The following is an 18,006-nucleotide window of genomic DNA, read 5'->3' as shown; positions in this document are numbered from 1 at the left end:
GTTTTTACACACGATATAATTCGGTCTGAAAATGAGACAAATTTCGTAGGGGAAATACACTATTTTGTGCTTTGTGACAAAACACTAATTTTCTATAGACCGGCGTATCCGGCTGAGCGAGGAGGCTGTAATACCGAGATAAGAGGCCAGCATGCTGAGGGGCACCCTGTTGGCCAGACCAGGGTAGTGCCTTAAGAAAAGCTCGTAGCGCTCTCTGGCATCAAGGTTTTTCATTGTGCTTGCCATCTTTAGTTTGCTTTCTGCTACAAACGCATAAAGCTTACTAATCAATAAGGGCCAAATACTAACCTGGTTCTCTAACGCGGCAAAATTCTCCCAATCGATGTACCAGATGCTGGCGTCGGTGACTGCTTCGATACAGTCGTCGGACGGAGCCTGCTGTTGAAAATTATGAAGATCCCCAATGAAGCGGCCTTCATAAATAAAATAACGGGTAAAATCGTCTCCTTTTTTATTATAGTATACCGAACGGAATACTCCGTCCTCTACGAAAGCAATCCGTTTGCTGATGTTGCCACACTCTACAAAGTATTCTCCTTTTGTAACCTGGATATGTTTGAATAGATTACCAATGATATCTTTCTCCTGTTCATTGAGTGTTCCAAACTTTTCAACAAAAGCAATAAGTTCTTTCATATGTGTATAATCTGTTTTTTATCTGTCATCTGCCAGCTGGCGGACTATGTTTTTTTTGCTATTGCTAAATAGGAGTATTTCACGTTATGCATTTGATTTCAGGATGAAATTTACAAATAATCCCTTGTTAATTTTTGTAAACAGGCGATTATGTTCATTGTTTTTTCTGAAAGTGTCTATTTTAATGATTCGACATTATATTTCGAGGTATCAATGAGCTCTCTTCGATCGGTTTAATGGATATCAAGAACTTTTTTCATGACATTATTCTTTTTTGAAAGCATTCAAGAGATCACCCGCTATAATTGGGTTCAGTTTATGTGTCTTGGTGACCCGAAGGAATCATGAAAGTTTTATTTTATATTGATAATAGCATCCCGCTCAGGACCAATAGAAAGGTGCGTGATAGGCGTCTCCAATTCAGCTTCCAAATAACGAAGATATTGGGTCAGTTCATAGGGAAGTTCTTGCGCAGATTTTATTTTCGAGAAATCAGCATTCCACCCAGAGAAAGCTTTCCAATGTGGTGTTAAATGACTTATATGTCCAGCCGTAGGGAAATTGTATTCAAGTTTTCCATCCAGTTCATAATGTGTACAGATATTGACAATATCCATCCCATTAAGTACATCCGATTTGGTGATTATCAGTTGGGTGATACCATTGAGCATGATGGCGTATCGGAGTGCGGGTAAATCCAGCCAGCCAATACGTCTGGGGCGTTTGGTGTTGGACCCGAACTCATTTCCTTTGATACGGAGTTCGTCACCCAGCTTGCCTATTATTTCACTAGGGAACGGTCCTTCCCCAACACGGGTGTTATAAGCTTTCAATACACCAAATATTTCACCAACCTGACGGGGAGAAACCCCTAGACCTACACATGCAGCTGAAGCAACCGTATTGGAGGAGGTTACATAAGGATAGGTACCGTGGTCTATATCCAGCATAGTTGCTTGAGCACCCTCGGCCAACACGGGCTTTCCTTCTTTTAGCACTTTGTTGATAAAGGTCTCCGTATCGGTTATCGTCAGCTCTTTTAGGTTTTCGATATTCGCTAGGAATACATCTAGAGTTTCATTAAAGTCGGGTAGGGTCTGCCCTAGTCGGGTCAAATATTGGTATTCGCGACACATGACCTGCTCTACATGAGAAGCGAAGTCGGAAGTAAAAATATCACCAACTCTAAAGCCTTGTCTTAGCATTTTGTTGGCATAGGCATTACCTATTCCATTTTTGGTAGTGCCTATCGTGCGGAATAGGTCCGATCCCTCCATATAGATATCGCTGTACTGGTCCGTAGGTAATACCAGATGTGCCTTCCGCGAGATAAGCAGGCGTTGCTGTATGTTGAGCTCAGGATATATCTCCACCAACTGGGCTATCTCGTGATTAAGCTGTATGGGGTTGATTACGACACCGCTGCCGATAACATTGGTAATGTGGGAATAGAAAACGCCCGAGGGCAGTAGTTTGAGGGTAATCTTGTGACCATTCCAGAATATGGTATGTCCTGCGTTGGCACCTCCATTGTATCGGGTAACAACCTGATAGTTGGAACATATTCTGTCAATAAACTTACCTTTTCCTTCATCTCCCCACTGGAGACCTACAAGAATATCCATTTTAGCCATTTCTTACGTGCTTTGATTTATAACACAAAAGTAGGGCGCGCTGAACTAAGCCCAATTGTCATTTGGCAAAAAGAGACTACTTTCCTGCGTATTTCCAAATTTCTTCACCGGCATAACGATGAAACCCCTCATTTTGATGCAGACTGGCATGAAGGAGTGCCTGAGCCAGTATTTCGGTCGGAAGGGGACGTTGCTTGGTCAGCAAACCTAAATTGTTGAACCATTTCGTGATTTTTATGGCAACTGCTTCTCCCAGTCTATCGCTATCTTTTCGAATCAAGGCCGGAGGATTAAATATACTTAGGCGAGGGAAATCCAATGCCTGTATAGCTTCTTCCAGTTGTCCTTTCATTTTGTTGTAGAAGAAAATAGAGCTTGTAGAAGCCAATGCGGCCGACACCAATACCAGCTTGGAGACGTTGTTGGCTCGCGCTGCTTTAGCAAAGTTATACTGATAGTCATAATCGATTTTCCACTGAGCGTCTTTGCTGCCAGCTACTTTTAGTGTTGTACCTAAAGAGCAGAACAGTACATCGCCAGTGACGAGCTCATACCATTGCTCTACTGCATCAAAATTGATAACGTGTACATGTAGCTTTTCATGGTGCACACGCAACGGTCTGCGTACAAATACATCAACACTGCTAAAGGTGTCGTCTGCCAACAATAGGTGAAGTAAATCCTTTCCGGTAGCACCTGTTGCACCAATTAATAGAGCTTTCATATGGATATAAGTTTTGTTACCAAATCAAAAGTACAAAAAAGTATACGGTTCAGTTTTTTTTGTTATTTTACAATCGTATTCAATTATAGTATAGTCTCCAAATTATTGATGAATAACCGTATATGCTTTCTGCTGATGTTTGTAGCTTTTTCGTTTTCAAAGGCGTTTGGCCAAAATTTGCTTACCAAAACCGATACTACAAACCGTGAAAAAGGAGGGTATAGCCATCATATAGCGGTCGAGTTCAGACCCGCCTCTGTCTTGGCATCTTCTCCATTTTATAAAGAACATAACGGACAGGAGCAACGCATCCGAAGTGCTTTTTCGGGACATCTTAAGTACTCCTTTGGATTACCCACCGGTAGCCTTGGAAAAGAAGTATTTCGAAATACAGAACAAGGGGTCGGTATTGCATACTTTGGTTTTCGTGGAGGGCAGGAATTTGGTAGTCCAGTTGCTACTTACTTGTTTCAGAATGCGGAGATAGCCAATCTAGGCAAAAGACTATCACTAGGCTATGAATGGAACTTCGGTCTCTCGACCGGATGGAAACCTTATAATCCACAGACCAATCCGGAGAATCTGATTGTCGGTTCGCGCGAGAATGCCTATATCAATCTAGGTATGTTCCTAAAATGGCGGCTAATGGATAGGCTGTCGGTGACAGGAGGCGCGGATATCACCCATTTCTCCAATGGCAATACGGTGTATCCCAATGCTGGTGTGAACATGTTGGGGGGAAAGATCGGACTACAGTATAATGTTTCTAAGTTAGCAGTAGCCTACTTGAAAGCGACTAATACTGTGCAGGCCCATGCCTTTCCGAAGCATATCAGTTATGATGTAGTCGTTTTTGGCTCTTGGCGGAGAAAAGGAGTTTATTCTTTCGGCAGTCAGGTCGCCTCACCTCACAAATATCCGGTAGTAGGGGCTTATTTTGCGTCGATGTATAATGTGAGCTATCGATTCCGGACAGGACTGTCTATAGATGGGATATATGATGGTAGCGCAAATGTATATACCGAAGATTATATCGTAGGCACACAACAACAATTCTTCAAGCCCAATTGGAACCAGCAAGTTGCCTTGGGTGTATCCGCACGTGCGGAGTATATCATGCCTATATTCACCATAGGTGTGGGGTTGGGAAAAAATGTTTTGTATCGGGGAGCCGATTTTAATGGCAGCTACCAGAGTTTTGCCTTGAAGATAGGTACCAGCAGAAGTTCCTTCCTGCATATCGGCTATAATCTAAAAGACTTTCACGAACCCAATTACCTCATGTTGGGCTTAGGCTATCGATTCCATAATAAGACACCGTCTTTTCTTGGTCACTAAGTAAATACAGCATCTCCTCAGAGATTGGATGCAGAACGCAGGCGGATTAATTCTGCGGTGCTTAACGTTGTAGAAGAATGGGTGTTTTAATCGTCTAGCCGAGAAGAACCTGAAGTGGTATTCTACTGCATTCAAGGTAACATCCGTGTATAAGAAAACCGCGTTGCTAATACTCCTTTTCCAAACTACGCACGGCTGGTGTCGAGCCCAAAAATATGGCAGTCACTGTGACGATAATACCCCCAATAAAAAAGACCTTCTCTACACCAATATCATCTGCCAGTATCCCAGCAAAAAGCAATCCAAGCATAGCGGGTAACTGTACAATACTACCGGAGATGGAAAAGACACGACCTAGGTATTTAGGTTCGAATTGTGTTTGCACCAATACAGTGTACGGCCCAGTGAAGAAAGGAACTGCCAACCCCTGTACGATGGTCATTACGGCATAGACGGTAAAGTAAGTTGGTGGTAACAGGCCACAGGTTGCTAATGCGATGCCTACAGCAGAAAAGCCAAAGACGATCAATACGATCTTTTTTATCTTGGGGTTCCATAAACTGAGGGTCAAACCTCCCAAAAGTAATCCTAGACCGTATAGACCTTCTATTAAACTAACCTGATACGGACTACCCTTAAAATACCGGAGGGTCATCAAAGGCATCACGGCAATGATAGGCATAACAAAGAAATTGATAACTATCTCACAGCCCATCAACCAGGATATTCCTTTGTTTTTCCAGATTATGCTTGCCCCTGAAGTCATATCCCGCAAGATAGACTTGGCCGATTGCACCGTCTGCGTCACTTGGGGGATATGCACGAAGGCAAGTGCGGTACAGGCAATGACCGCACCGAGTACATCCAATAGCATGATCGCGCTCACGCCAAAGTGCAATAACCCTATTGCACCTAGAATAGGACCACATATAATGGAAATGGATTGAATAACCTCGTTTACTCCGGCGATACGTACCAGAGCAGATTGTGGCGCAAGGAGAGGAACAGCCGATTTCATCGCAGGTGCGTGGAAAGCTCCACCTATCGAGCGTAAGGTAAGGAGTATATAAATAGCCCATAGCTCGACGATGTCCAGATAAAAGAATAAGGCAATTAAAGCAGAACAGAATGCGACGAATAGATCTGCACCAATCATGGTACGCTTGCGATTCCAACGGTCTACAAATACGCCGGCAAAAGGTCCTAGCACGATCTGTGGCAATAGCCCTGCGATAGTTGCATGAGCCAAAGCTTCCGCAGAGTTGGTTTCCATACCAATCCAAAGAACGATAGCAAATTGGGCGGTTGCACTGCTCAGTATAGAGAACAGTTGTCCCGACCATATGATAGCGAATTTCTTTTTCCAGTTGTGCAGTTCCTTTTTCATTTCCATCTGTTCTAATTCTTTTTTGAAGCAGATGGCAAAAATAAATGCTTAAAAACGGGGAGACGTGAACATTTGTTAACTAATGTTTTGTTTTACCAACTGCCTTCGAATACGGCTGAGCGACTGTGGCGTCATACATAGGCAGGAGGCAATGTATTTCTGCGGGACCAGCTGGAAGACCTCGGGGTCTTTCTTGAGTACAGTGAGGTAGCGCGCACGGGCGGTAGGCTGGCATAGCATGACCAGCCATTCGGTAATCTGAAAGTAGTATTGTTCTAGTACCGTACGGACCAGGTTAGAAATCTCATGGGATTCTTCGCAAAAAGCATCTAGGTCGGTTTTTGAGATGACGTAAGCTGAACTGTCGGAAATGGACTCAATGATGTAGTCTTCGGATGCTTCGGAGTATAAGATATCTCCATAGCGCTCAAACCAAAGAGTTCTTTCTTCTCCATCAAATAGTCGGTATGCCCGCCAGATACCCTCATTAATAATATAGTAGTATTGCTTACGCTCCTGTAGACCAATAACGATATCATGGTAACGATAGGATTTCTTTTCCATACGGGAAAGGAGTAGAGTTATCAACTCAGGACTGACACCATATTTTTTGCATAATATAGGAATGAGTGCTTCCATGGTCTGAAGATACTGTTGCAATTAATGGAGATATCCATCCGCGATCAAGCGTTGGTATAAGAGGACTACACCTGGGACTTGTATCGGTTCTTTTTGATAGGTATCGAAATCAAAAAAGCGGATTTCATCTATTTCACTACTGGCTTGAATTTCCTCTTCTAGCTTACAGAAAAAGCAATCTTGCTCCATAACGATATGTGGGCTTTCTCCATAGGCTGGGGCAGATATATGACAGTAAAACTGGAGTGAATCGGGGCCTAATCGAAGGTTGGTCTCTTCTGCTATCTCGCGAAGTAAGGCTTCGAGGGAATTCTCCCCTTGATCCACCTTTCCGCCCAGCAGGTACCAGGCTTTTTTATTACGGCTATAGCCCAGTAGTAGTTTATTGTCATCGACTACAACAAGGCCGGCTGTAGGTAGTGCTATCTTTTCCATTTCCTTTGTTTCTGGCTTCTAAGATAAGGAAAATCATCAGCTACTAAAATTTGATAAGCGCTTTATACGAAATAATTCAAACCGTCGCATCTATAGTAGGTAAAGAACTATAACGGACGGTTTGAATGAGCATTCTCATGCTCTATTGTTTGTGTGTGTGCTACAATGTAATCGTCTTGAAACCTAATTCCTGAAGACCAAATAGATAGGTAAACCCATTCGGCGTAGTATAGATAGACGGATGATACTGTGATTTCTTCACTCCAAGCTTGTTCATCGCAAATTCGCAAACCACTAACCTGATACCCGATTTTTGGGCACTTTGGATGGTGCTCTCCAATTCTTTATTTTCTGCCAGGTCTTTGACGGCCTGTCCGATAATTACGATTTCAAATTGAACGGCTTTGTCTTTTGATTTATATTCGGCGCCAGTCATTACCGAAGCCATCAAATGCATTGGGTTCTGAACCAAAATTGCGTATTTCCCGTCTTCTTTGACGGCCTTCTCTACGGATTCTACTGCTACTTGCTGGGCGGATAGCGAACTAGTGAAGGTGATTCCAAATAGTAATAATGCAACTGCTAAAATTTGTTTTCTCATGTGTTCCAATGTTTAAGATTATGTATCTCTTCTTTTTGAATTACCCGAAGATAAGGATATATGTATCGTCTTTGTGTAACAAAGGATACATTGAAAATCCTACCTTTGTCGGAACTGTATAACTGTTTGAGCGTATATGAAGCATTATTTATTTTTAGCTGCGGCAATTTTATTTGAAGTGATTGGTTCGTCTTTCCTGAAAAAAACCGAACAGTTTACGAAACCTATTCCCTCCATACTCTTTGTCTGTTCACTGGGATTATCCTTTTATCTACTTTCCTACGCATTACGTGGGGTACCTATGGGTATAGCCTATGCGATATGGTCTGCTTTTGGGATTGTGATTATCTCGGCAGTAGGTTATTTTGTTTATAAGGAGTCGCTGGATTTGCCCGCGATACTAGGAATAGGATTTATTATACTGGGCGTAGTTATTATCAATTTGTTTTCCAAGTCGAGTGCACATTAACCCCTTTTCTAAGAGAATTGATTATTGTCTGTATGTAGTACTCCGGCAGAATGTCGAAGCTAATCTGCAGTTATAGCGAGATGTCTTAAAAAACGAGATTTATTGTGTTTTTTAGCATACAATATCAACTGTTACGCAGAACCTTATTAGAAGCTAGGTCGATTCTAAAAACGGAATGCTAAAGTAAACGCAAATGCGTACACCTTATCTTCGACAAAAGGAGGTGTACGCTTTTGCAGATAGGAGTAGGAATGTATTAAACGGCTATATCAATATGTCCTTTTAACTCCTCTTTTAGTTTGTGGTAAAAATCTATTTTGTTTCGGATTATTTCTTCAGGGGTGAGATCATTCTTATAACGGTGGTTGGGTGGATCAAATGGGCCGTCTATTACTTCCATAGTGATGATATCGCCTACTTTTACTACTGTACGGTACCAATCAACATGTTCGTCCTCATCTGAGTCCAGTCCTCCTATATTGAAATAATAATCTTCACAACAATTGGCTCTTTTTACAAAAGTGGTTCCTCCTGTCAACACATAATTGTCTTTATCAAATCCAGCATTTGATACTACTTTTCCATTGATTTTTATTTTAAGTCCGTATCTATTCATGATTCTTGAAATTTTGTTAAAGTCTGTAACTATAATTTGTGATCAACCATTCATTTTCTGTAAATAGAATACCATTTATTTTTAGCCTTTTCCCTTTGATTTGTATTTTATGAATAATTAAGGGTACAAGGTAGTAGAATCTATCGTTGGTATGGAAATACCGATAGGAACAAGTTTTATCACCCTCAGGTAAAAAAATAAAAAGTTCTTCATAGGCTCACATTTGTTATGTGAAGTTTAAAGATAATAAAAAAAATTCTATTTGTGTATTTTTTTTTGTGCCGATTAATTTTTTTGTATCTGTATTTTACGCTATATTCTTCAAGTCTTATCATGAACCTATGTTTTTGTGTGGTAAGAGGATAAAGACTAAAGCGATCTAGGAGAAGACATTTTTGAATGTTTCTTTCTAGGATAATGCTACTATCGTCCTTTGCCGTAACTTTTACTCATAACCTCCATTTAAGGTTAAGAAAATTTTAATACTATCGTTTTCTATCCATTTTACCCATGTTTCAATAACTTTATCTTCTTCTGCCAGATATATCTGATTGTTGAGATGGATCCAATCACCGTCAATCGAATCGGCGCTAAAGATGGCACTGCCAATATTTTGAAAGGAAGCTACGGAACCATTGGATGTATTGTAGGTGGAAGTAGGGGCGGGGACTTGAATTAAGAAAGCTCCTAATATGGCGTTTACCCAGTTTTCGAATAAATGGTCATATCAAACTATTTGGCTGGTTGTTTTTGTTTATTTCGCTATATGTTTATTCGCTATATTTCTTTTTACGGGAAAAATGTTCTATCCAGAGAGTGGAAAAATACATATTGTGGCTATACTTTTTGCTTGGATTGTAGAGTATATTGGAACGGTTTTGACTAGTGTTTTGATTATATTGGTGGGGATCGGTGTAGCATTACGTACAACTTTAGAAAAAAGAAAATAAATACTATTTCTTTATGCAGGAACAGAAATAAAGATTAAATGTACTGCAAAAAATTTCTTGCAGTACATTTAATCTTTATAGGAAAAAAATATTTAAGGGATAATGGATGAATCTATGTTATGCTATTGAGATCTTCAGACTTTTTACAGGTTTTTCTTTTAAGAGACGTTTTCTGAAGAGAGAGCATATAAGTACTAGAAAGATCAAATACGATATATTAAAAGCTGCGCCACCTAACCAACCTTTTATTTCAGAAGGAGGAAGTATTATTTTCAGTGGTAGTTGGTAGATCGTTAAAAATAAAGGGCTAATAAATCCAACCCATCTAGGGAGTGTGGTTTTTCCCAGGAAAACTAGGATAGAGAAGATCAGATAAGCGACAAGCATTACGATGATAGCAGTCCCCCAGGTAATATACATTGCTGTCTGAAATCCAGCCGCGGTCTCTAGGAGATACGGGTGTGCAATGGGATCTGTATGATAGATGGCCTTATAGATTTCGCCAGTGAAATAAAAGACTGCATGTCCTAAAGGCATCAACATAACGCTAATGATCAATAGGTAATAGGTACCCCGTGCGTACCAAGCATTTTTTTCTTTAAAATACTGATAGACGATCCATACGCTGGGCAAAAACAAGGTAGCGGTCATCGCTGCAATTAATGCTCCAAACATCAATCGGGCTGTAGATCCCTCGAGCATAAGTGTCGCTAGTCCCACATCGACTTTGTGGGCATAGGTTTCCGAGAATAGGGGATAGTCTTGGGGATTTACTTCAAATCCTGCTACATATATGTCGCCAATGATCCAGCAGATGGCTCCGATTATTCCACAGATAAAAGCCCATTTTACTTTGTTGTTATAATTCATTTTTTTGAGTTTTTAAGATTACTAGTTGTTGTGTTGCAACTTTAAACATGCAGCACTGAAGCTCTGATTTTTTTTGCACTTCGTGTTACAGCATAGATTGTCATTCCGAAGACAATCCAATCAATAGCAGCGGATGCTAAGTAGATGCTTCTGATTCCGTACAGCGGTGGCACGATAAGTAATATTGGAATATAGAATACCAGTTGACGTAGTATCGTAATAACAGTCGCAGGTTTAGCATTTTCAACAGAAGGGAACCATACCATGGCCATAAATACAAAGGGCAATGCTAACAAGACACTCATGTATATTCGAAAGTCTATCAATTGCGCGGTTGAAAATGCCATATGAGGGATCATTATGGCCAACAATTCTGCCGGACTGAACATCGCGAATAGCCAAAAGGGCAGTAAAATAAGAAGACCAGTGATGGAAAACAGGCGATAGGATCGAATACTGCGATCATATTGTTTGGATCCGTAATTCATCCCTGCCACGGGTTGCAACGCTCGCATCAACCCCCATAGAGGGGTATTCAAAAGGATGTAAAAACGATTGACGGCGGTGAAGAATGTGATGTCAGCGGAGTTGCCGTATTTTGCCAGGGCATTGAATACGACAATGTTTTGCACCACGATCATGACCATCATAATAAAGCCTGGCATGCCTAAGGAAAGTGTTTCTTTCATAATGGCGCTGTCTTTCTTTACAGACCAGAACTGGGTTTTGAATGAGGTCCTTCCACTGGCGTAGTACCAAACTCCTAATAGGGAGTAGATGATCATGGAAATATTGGTTGCCCAAGCTGCACCGGCTACTCCCCAACCAAAGGTGTCTATGAATATCGGTTTTAAAGCAACATCGACCAGCAATCCCACAGCGATCATCCATGCAGCAGTCTTCATTCTTCCTTCTGCTCGGATAATCATGTTCATGGCCAGACCATATATCCAGAAGAAGCTTCCTAAGATAGTCGCTTGAAAATACTGGGTACCCAGATCAAGTATTTCTCCTCTTCCTCCCATCATGTACACCAATTGTTCGGCGAAGAAGTAACAGGGAACGGTAACGAATATAGAAAACAGAATGGTTAGATAATTGACTGTGCCAAAAGATTTTTCTAATTTTTCTTGGTTATTTGCTCCGATCCAAATGCTGATTGCAGCCCCCATTCCTGTGCCGATAAGGGTACCTAATCCTTGTGCAAATTGCGCTAGGGGGTAGGCTACACCTACTGCTGCTAGCGCATTGTTGCTAATCAAATGCCCAACGAATATACCATCTAGAAAATTGTTCATACCATACAGGACCATCGCTACCACTGCGGGCCATGCCAATTGCCACATAACCTTGGGCAAAGGTTTGTTGAGTATTAATGTGCGTTGTTGTTCCATTACTTTGATTGGAGAATTTTTTCTATTGTCAGTTTGCTATTTATGAATTCAACAGTTTGTAGTCCTTTTTTTCCATCCACTAGTTCCAGTCCGCTTTGCTGGGGCATCAATTTTTCCAACAATACTGTGTCCAGATTTTCTCTTCCTACAATGATGTTGGATACGCCTTGGATGCCATTAGGGTGCCTGATTGACTGGGGTCTTGGATTGGACCGATATGCTGACATGATAAAAGGAAAGTCTATAGCACCGGGCATCATTAGCTCCCAACGCAAGGTACGTCTATTATCGTCCTTTCGTTTGGCCTTATGGAATTTGAATGGTATTTGCAGCTCCTTAAAAAAGGTGCGTTGGGAGGCGAGATCTACATTTGTTGATTCTAAGGACCATTCGCACCACCCATTTTCGATGTCATCCCACTTGTGCATACGGTTTAAAACCGATTGATAGCCCAATGTCTTCATCAACCACTTTATAGGGGAGGAAAGTCCCGAACTTTTGTGGATTTCTATAAATACACCTGTTTCAAACCAGATCAGTGCATTGTAGGCTTTTTTGGGAGTGGTTCCATATTCGACCATAAAGCCGGCGTCTTGCAGTTTCTGGACGGATTTGTGAAGATCTTGTACGCGGTACAGTACGTGACTGAGCTGTAGATTATCGGCACTATTCACTGTCTTTTTCTTTTTGCCTGTCCGCTATTGACTTGTCTTCGGCTACACCAGACTTCCAATAGGAATAGGCATAAAGTTCTTGCTGCTTCCATCCCATTTCTTTTCTTAAATATTGACGAATAGCTTTTACAGAAGAGAATTCGGCTGCTACGTACCCTGAACGAGAAGTCTCCGGTAATGCTTGCTGTCTTACAACTTCGGCGAGCTCACTTCCCTGTTGTGGATGCTCATTATATAACCAAATAAACTCGATATTGGCTTTTGTGCGTAATTCTTGTTTATCTTCTGTGCCATGCACTTCAATAATACAGGTGCCTTGAGCTTCAGCGGGAAGATCTTCGAGGATGGCTGCTATAATGGGAATTCCTGTTGCATCCGCCACTAAAAAATAGTTGTCTGCTTTGGCGTAAAGTTCGGTTTTGCCATCTTTCATTAATACGCCAAGAAGATCCCCTTTTTTTGCATTATTGGCCCACGCCGATGCGGGACCTTCATCGCCATGTGCTACGAAATCAATCCAAATCTCATTTGATGCCAAGTCTATCCCGCGATGGGTGTAGGTTCTTATACTGGGACGTACTTCTTCGGGCATTGGTTTCCATTGCATTTTTTCGTAATCGAATTCTGGAAAGTGTATTTGTTCTACGCCTTTGGGGGCGATCAAGATTTTGTTGTTTACGCCGATAGTGGTATTAGCGAATCTCGGAATCTGGTCGCCTGTCAGATATATTCGGATATAATGTGGCGTCATGTATTCCTTTCGACTTACCGTCAGTGTCGCTTCAATGGATTTAAAATTTACTTTACTCATATTTCTGTTTAGTTATTAAGAATAGTTCTAAATAATAATTACCTTTGCGAAGGTATCGATATGATTGTATAAAACGCTAACGCATTAGGGAGCAAGAAAGCCGTATAAGGGATTATTATGATACACTATACAGGAATTAACAGAGAAATGCAAATAGGATGGGATTGAATCTATACGCTACAGATATACCTGAACTCAGTTTTTCAAGAGAACATCCACAGGATCAATTAGATGCTAGTGAAGAATATCGTGAACATAAAATTGTTTTGGATAATCCAATGGCTAGTGGTTTTTACCACGAGATCCATACAAAGGATCTACGTATCAGCTACGGTGATGTGGCTTTGGCTAAACATACCCATCTTCATTTTGACAGTGATTATGAAAGTGTGGAGATGCACTTTGCTTTAGATGGTAATACATTTGCCTCCTCGCAAAACTTTGAGAAACAAATAAACTTTGTGGCAAACCAACACAATATCATATATGCTAATAGTTTTCGTGGAAAGATGGAGTGGAGAGAGAAACAACTACGCATTTTTGAGGTCAATATGGCGCCTTCTTTTTTCGAAAGATTCCTGCCTAATGATGGGTGTGATCTTTTCGATCAATTTAGAAAACAGATGCAGCTTGGCTCGTCCACTCTTATTGCAGATCAGCATCAATCGATCAGTATAGCGATGTTTGAGGTGATAAAGGAGATTATACAATGTAAGCGTAAAGGCTTATTTAAAAGAATATTTTTAGAAACTAAGGTTGTTGAGCTCTTATTACTACAATTGGAACAACTGTATAATCAGCAGCATATGGGGCAATTAATAAAAAGGGGTGATATCGAAAAAATGTACGCGGTGCGCGATTTCATGCAGACTAACCTGTCTGTAACATGCACCTTGACAGAACTTGCGCATCAAGTAGGCACCAATGAATTTACACTCAAAAAGAACTTCAAAGAATTGTTTGGCACAACAGTATTTGGCTATTGGAATAACGTTAGAATGGATGAGGCCCGGAGAATGCTCCAACAAAACGAAATGACCATTGCTGAAGTTTCCAATGCAGTAGGATACAAGAACCCACAACATTTTACATCTGCTTTCAAAAGAAAGTACAACACTTTACCAAGCCAAGTAAAAAGTTGTTGATATGGATTTCGTATTCAACAAGGTTTAGATTATTTTTCATAGGTCCTCTTGTAGCTATTTCTTTAAGACTTCGTTATACTTGAGAGATTAAATACAAGATATTAATATTGTTAAATTATACCCTATTATATGAAACCTTTACATTATTCAAAACTTCTTATTTTTGCTTCTACATTGGTGTTTTCTAGTGCTAAAGCACAGAACCTGGATTCTAAACCAACATTTAAATCTCGTTTTAAACTGGATTTTACAGTGGGACCCAACTTCGATTTCACTTCTAGGACTGATACTAAGAATCCAGCTATCTTCGGAAGCAGACCCGCTGTGTCCCCTTTTTTAGGCGTTCGTGCTACCCATCTATTTTCATCTCGGTTTGGATGGTACGCGGGTATTAACGTTAATTATTATAAAGAAATAAAGCCAACTGGCTACAAACAGAGTATTATAGAGTCTTTTTTTGAAGATTTTGGAAATGCTTTCTTGGGGCCGATTTCCTATGTAAAGCCTTCTGTGGAAATAGGTGCTTTATATCGGATAGAATATGGGAACTGGAGTATATATCCCAGTTTAGGTATCGGTTATGATACTTACCTTGCTGATAAAGATAGTTATAAATGGAAAAAAACAGGGAATGCCCCTAAAGAAGAACTCACTTATGAAAGAAACTCTTCTTTTTTGACAACGCATATCGGCTTATCTACGAATTATCAGTTGAGTCGTAAAACATATCTAGCACTGAATGCTAGATACCATCATCCATTACAAGCCGCCACCGCCCACTTGATCGAAACTACGGATGGGGTAGAGACCTCGCGATTTGATTTTAGGAGTAAAGGTATTGGTCGTGGTGTATTCTTAGGTATTGGCTTTGGTGTGCTGCTCGGTAAAATTTAGAATTAATTCGGCTTCTCCACCGGAGAAGCCGAATTAACATATTTACTAACCGACCACTTCAGGTGTACGCTGAATCGTCAATTTTCCTTCGACTTTTACGGGTCTAGATACAATATCCAATACGGGACATATAGCATCCACCTGTTCCGCTAGTCTTTGCAGCTTCTCGGGATCCTCATCCGACACAATGATCGTTTCAAAAGTGATTTTCTCATATCCCGGACGAACATTACTGTCAATCCCTAAGAACCCTTGTAGATTTAGATCTCCCTTAGTTTTGACCGTTACATTTTCAAGTTGTATACCTTTCAAAGAAGCCAGAGCTCTATACACAATGGCTTGACAAGCTCCTAGCGAAGCTAATACATACTCTACAGGATTGGGAGCATCATCTTGCCCTCCTAGTAATTGTGGCTCATCGAATTTAAATTCAAATTGTCTTACGTTACTATTTACTCGTACGCCTTCCTCTAAAACCGAAGTTGCTTCAAAACTAACTTTTGCTTTCTCTGTGTCGGTCTTTAACTCTTGGATAAGCGTACCTAATGATTGTTTTACGAATTCTGACATGTTAAATAAATATAATAAATTGAAAAATAGTTCTAGGTATTACCATTAATAGACAATAGTCCTGCATACAATACAGAATCTGTTTTTTCGCTAATAAATGGAATTTAACAGGATATTATACAAATACAGAGGCAATAAGGGATACCAATTCTAGTAAATGTACAGTCTATTCCTGTAAAGGATAAGGTATGTGTAATTTTCATAATGTCTTCTATTTATATTTCCCTTCATTGGGGCAGGACTTAGCACCGTTCAATCGCTTGATGGTTGCCAGTGGGTCGCAGAGCCTGTCTCTCACCACTTCTTTATAAATCAAGACTCTTTTTAAGGAGGTCTTTCTCTTATTTAAGTACAATTATAGTGTTTTTTTTGTAAAAATACACTATCTCTGTTTTATATTTAAAAATTATACTTTACAAATACCATTGATCCCTATTTGTTTGCTAGTCCATCGCCACGAATCATAATCACAAGTATTTTACCGAGTTGTGTAATCTCTTTATAAATAGTTTTACCAAAACATGATATAGAGTGCTGCCGTTAAGCCCACAATCAATAATGAGACAACAGCAAAAGTGGTGGACGTTTTAAACATTTTAGGATCAATTTCTAACCCCTTACTTTTAATACCTTTTTTATTTTCGTATAAACTAATAACTATCATACCTAGAGCACATGCGAGGAAAACGATAGACATTCTGTCAAGAAATGGAATTTCGTAAATACCCTGTGCATTCGGAATAGCGAAGTTTATGGCAGATAAGAATTTTAGATCCATCAAATGTCCTGAAAACTTTAAGATTATAGAAAATATGAATCCTCCTATCGTAGCGAATAGAGCCGCATTAGAAGTTGTTTTTTTCCAAAAGAAGCCAAAAATGAACATGGCAAATATGCCAGGCGATACAAATCCAGTATATTCTTGAATATATTGGAACCCTTGTTTTCCTTCACCCATTAGTAATTCACCAACAACGAGGGCAAGTAACATGCCTAATAACAATGATATGATAACCGTTATTTTTCCCACATTAACAAGCTTTTTTTCGCTAGCGTCTTTATTAAAAGCTTGCTTATATATGTCTAATGTAAAGATTGTTGCGATGCTGTTTGCTTTACCCGCTAGAGAAGCAACTATCGCCGCTGTTAGGGCAGCAAATGATAAGCCTTTAAATCCAGTAGGCAACAGGGATAATAAGACGGGATATGCTTTATTGGGATCTTGTATCCCTAAACTCGTCGTCAGGCTGTCGGCACTAATTACGCCTAAGTCATTCTTAATAATATAATAAACAGCAATTCCAGGAATCACCACGATAAGAGGCATTAATAATTTGAGAAATGCTGCAAATAGCAAGCCATTTCTCGCCGTGGGTAGCGAAGCTCCTAAAGCGCGCTGCGTAATGTATTGATTACACCCCCAATAGCTTAGATTCGCAATCCATAGACCACCAAACAAAACGCTTAAGCCCGGAAGATCCATATAATTGGGGTCCTCTTTGTTAAAGATCATATCAAAATGTTCGGAAGCTCCTTTGTGTAAATTATTAAAACCTGTAAATATACCTTTACCCTCAGCTATTATATCTAGTGCAATATACATGGCTACCATACCTCCGATAACAAGAACTAACACTTGAATAACATCGGTATAGCCGATTACTTTCATTCCACCTAATGTGATGAAAATAGCAAATAGAGAAAGAAGTACTATACAGGTGCCAATATCAATACCGGATATTCCACTTATAGCCACTGCTCCTAGGTATAGGATGGACATCAAATTGACTACAACATATAATAACAACCAAAAAACAGCCATAATCATAGCTACAGTCTTATTATACCGTTGTTGGAGAAATTGTGGCATAGTGAATATCTTGTTTTTAAGATATACGGGTATGAAGAATATGGCTACGACAATTAATGTTACAGCGGCCATCCATTCGTAGGCAGCTATCGCTAGCCCCATCTTGAATCCTGAACCACTCATGCCGATAAACTGTTCAGCAGAGATATTTGATGCTATTAATGACGCTCCTATAGCCCACCAGGTTAAAGAGCCCTCTGCAAGAAAATAATCTTTAGAATCCTGTACGGCAGACTTTTTCTTGTAGTAGATATATAGACCATATGCTGCTATTACGGTAAAATAAATTAAAAAGACAATATAATCTTTCGTATTCATGGCTTAAGTT

General features: G+C 40.1%; 18 protein-coding genes and 1 riboswitch. Of the genes, 4 read left to right on the top strand and 14 right to left on the bottom strand.

Translation table 11 applies throughout. The features are described 5' to 3' along the window. Positions 1-84: 84 nt before the first annotated feature. The 3 genes from JKG61_RS11115 to JKG61_RS11105 form a co-directional block, all read right to left on the bottom strand. A complete protein-coding gene (locus JKG61_RS11115; protein WP_202103050.1) occupies positions 85-657 on the bottom strand; it encodes a Crp/Fnr family transcriptional regulator in 573 nt (190 codons plus the stop codon). 353 nt (positions 658-1,010) lie between these two features. Then, complete coding sequence (locus tag JKG61_RS11110) at positions 1,011-2,282, bottom strand: adenylosuccinate synthase (RefSeq protein WP_237249451.1); 1,272 nt, start codon at positions 2,280-2,282, stop codon at positions 1,011-1,013. 85 nt (positions 2,283-2,367) lie between these two features. Then, entirely contained in the window at positions 2,368-3,015 is a 648-nt protein-coding gene (locus tag JKG61_RS11105) for an NAD(P)H-binding protein (protein ID WP_202103048.1), read from the bottom strand. A 108-nt stretch (positions 3,016-3,123) separates the two neighbouring features. On the opposite strand from JKG61_RS11105, the gene JKG61_RS11100 reads away from it, so the two are divergent. Beyond that, positions 3,124-4,353 (top strand): acyloxyacyl hydrolase, encoded by a 1,230-nt coding sequence (locus JKG61_RS11100; protein WP_202103047.1) that lies wholly within the window; start codon positions 3,124-3,126, stop codon positions 4,351-4,353. Between the two features lie 166 nt (positions 4,354-4,519). Here the strand turns inward: JKG61_RS11100 and JKG61_RS11095 are convergent, their stop codons facing one another. From JKG61_RS11095 to JKG61_RS11080, 4 genes are all read right to left on the bottom strand, one after another. Then, positions 4,520-5,740, bottom strand: coding sequence for an MFS transporter (locus JKG61_RS11095; protein WP_202103046.1), 1,221 nt, complete (start codon positions 5,738-5,740; stop codon positions 4,520-4,522). Between the two features lie 75 nt (positions 5,741-5,815). Then, complete coding sequence (locus tag JKG61_RS11090) at positions 5,816-6,379, bottom strand: Crp/Fnr family transcriptional regulator (protein WP_202103045.1); 564 nt, start codon at positions 6,377-6,379, stop codon at positions 5,816-5,818. Between the two features lie 21 nt (positions 6,380-6,400). Then, positions 6,401-6,814 (bottom strand): NUDIX hydrolase, encoded by a 414-nt coding sequence (locus JKG61_RS11085; protein WP_202103044.1) that lies wholly within the window; start codon positions 6,812-6,814, stop codon positions 6,401-6,403. Between the two features lie 160 nt (positions 6,815-6,974). Continuing rightward, on the bottom strand, positions 6,975-7,415 hold the full coding sequence (locus JKG61_RS11080) for a DsrE family protein (RefSeq protein WP_202103043.1): 441 nt from the start codon (positions 7,413-7,415) through the stop codon (positions 6,975-6,977). A 136-nt stretch (positions 7,416-7,551) separates the two neighbouring features. Between JKG61_RS11080 and JKG61_RS11075 the strand changes: the two genes are divergently transcribed. After that, positions 7,552-7,884, top strand: coding sequence for a DMT family transporter (locus JKG61_RS11075; RefSeq protein ID WP_202103042.1), 333 nt, complete (start codon positions 7,552-7,554; stop codon positions 7,882-7,884). Positions 7,885-8,140: 256 nt separating this feature from the next. Here the strand turns inward: JKG61_RS11075 and JKG61_RS11070 are convergent, their stop codons facing one another. The 5 genes from JKG61_RS11070 to JKG61_RS11050 form a co-directional block, all read right to left on the bottom strand. After that, positions 8,141-8,500 (bottom strand): hypothetical protein, encoded by a 360-nt coding sequence (locus JKG61_RS11070; RefSeq protein WP_202103041.1) that lies wholly within the window; start codon positions 8,498-8,500, stop codon positions 8,141-8,143. 1,067 nt (positions 8,501-9,567) lie between these two features. Further along, entirely contained in the window at positions 9,568-10,320 is a 753-nt protein-coding gene (locus JKG61_RS11065) for a DUF6796 family protein (RefSeq protein ID WP_202103040.1), read from the bottom strand. A gap of 41 nt (positions 10,321-10,361) precedes the next feature. After that, the gene (locus tag JKG61_RS11060; protein WP_202103039.1) at positions 10,362-11,714 is read right to left on the bottom strand and encodes an MATE family efflux transporter; all 1,353 of its coding nucleotides are present in this window, start codon (positions 11,712-11,714) and stop codon (positions 10,362-10,364) included. Continuing rightward, complete coding sequence (locus JKG61_RS11055; RefSeq protein ID WP_202103038.1) at positions 11,714-12,388, bottom strand: VOC family protein; 675 nt, start codon at positions 12,386-12,388, stop codon at positions 11,714-11,716. The genes JKG61_RS11060 and JKG61_RS11055 overlap by 1 nt, the downstream gene beginning before the upstream one ends. Further along, positions 12,381-13,199: a siderophore-interacting protein gene (locus JKG61_RS11050; RefSeq protein ID WP_202103037.1), complete on the bottom strand. Its 819-nt coding sequence runs from the start codon at positions 13,197-13,199 to the stop codon at positions 12,381-12,383. Before JKG61_RS11050 ends, JKG61_RS11055 begins: the two co-directional genes overlap by 8 nt. Before the next feature lie 158 nt (positions 13,200-13,357). Here JKG61_RS11050 and JKG61_RS11045 point away from each other — a divergent pair, with 158 nt between their 5' ends. Both JKG61_RS11045 and JKG61_RS11040 read left to right on the top strand, forming a co-directional pair. Next, positions 13,358-14,344 (top strand): helix-turn-helix transcriptional regulator, encoded by a 987-nt coding sequence (locus JKG61_RS11045; RefSeq protein ID WP_202103036.1) that lies wholly within the window; start codon positions 13,358-13,360, stop codon positions 14,342-14,344. Between the two features lie 129 nt (positions 14,345-14,473). Next, positions 14,474-15,238, top strand: coding sequence for a hypothetical protein (locus tag JKG61_RS11040; RefSeq protein ID WP_202103035.1), 765 nt, complete (start codon positions 14,474-14,476; stop codon positions 15,236-15,238). Positions 15,239-15,283: 45 nt separating this feature from the next. On the opposite strand, the gene JKG61_RS11035 is transcribed toward JKG61_RS11040, so the two are convergent. After that, positions 15,284-15,808 (bottom strand): OsmC family protein, encoded by a 525-nt coding sequence (locus JKG61_RS11035; protein WP_202103034.1) that lies wholly within the window; start codon positions 15,806-15,808, stop codon positions 15,284-15,286. Positions 15,809-16,020: 212 nt separating this feature from the next. Further along, positions 16,021-16,122, bottom strand: a riboswitch (SAM riboswitch). Positions 16,123-16,319: 197 nt separating this feature from the next. Further along, on the bottom strand, positions 16,320-17,996 hold the full coding sequence (locus tag JKG61_RS11030; RefSeq protein ID WP_202103033.1) for a sodium:solute symporter family transporter: 1,677 nt from the start codon (positions 17,994-17,996) through the stop codon (positions 16,320-16,322). Between the last annotated feature and the right edge of the window lie 10 nt (positions 17,997-18,006).

This window comes from Sphingobacterium faecale (genome assembly GCF_016746095.1).
In the GTDB taxonomy this organism is placed as follows: domain Bacteria; phylum Bacteroidota; class Bacteroidia; order Sphingobacteriales; family Sphingobacteriaceae; genus Sphingobacterium; species Sphingobacterium faecale.
Note: the sequence above shows the minus strand (reverse complement) of the source record. Positions and strands in the feature narration are given on the sequence as shown.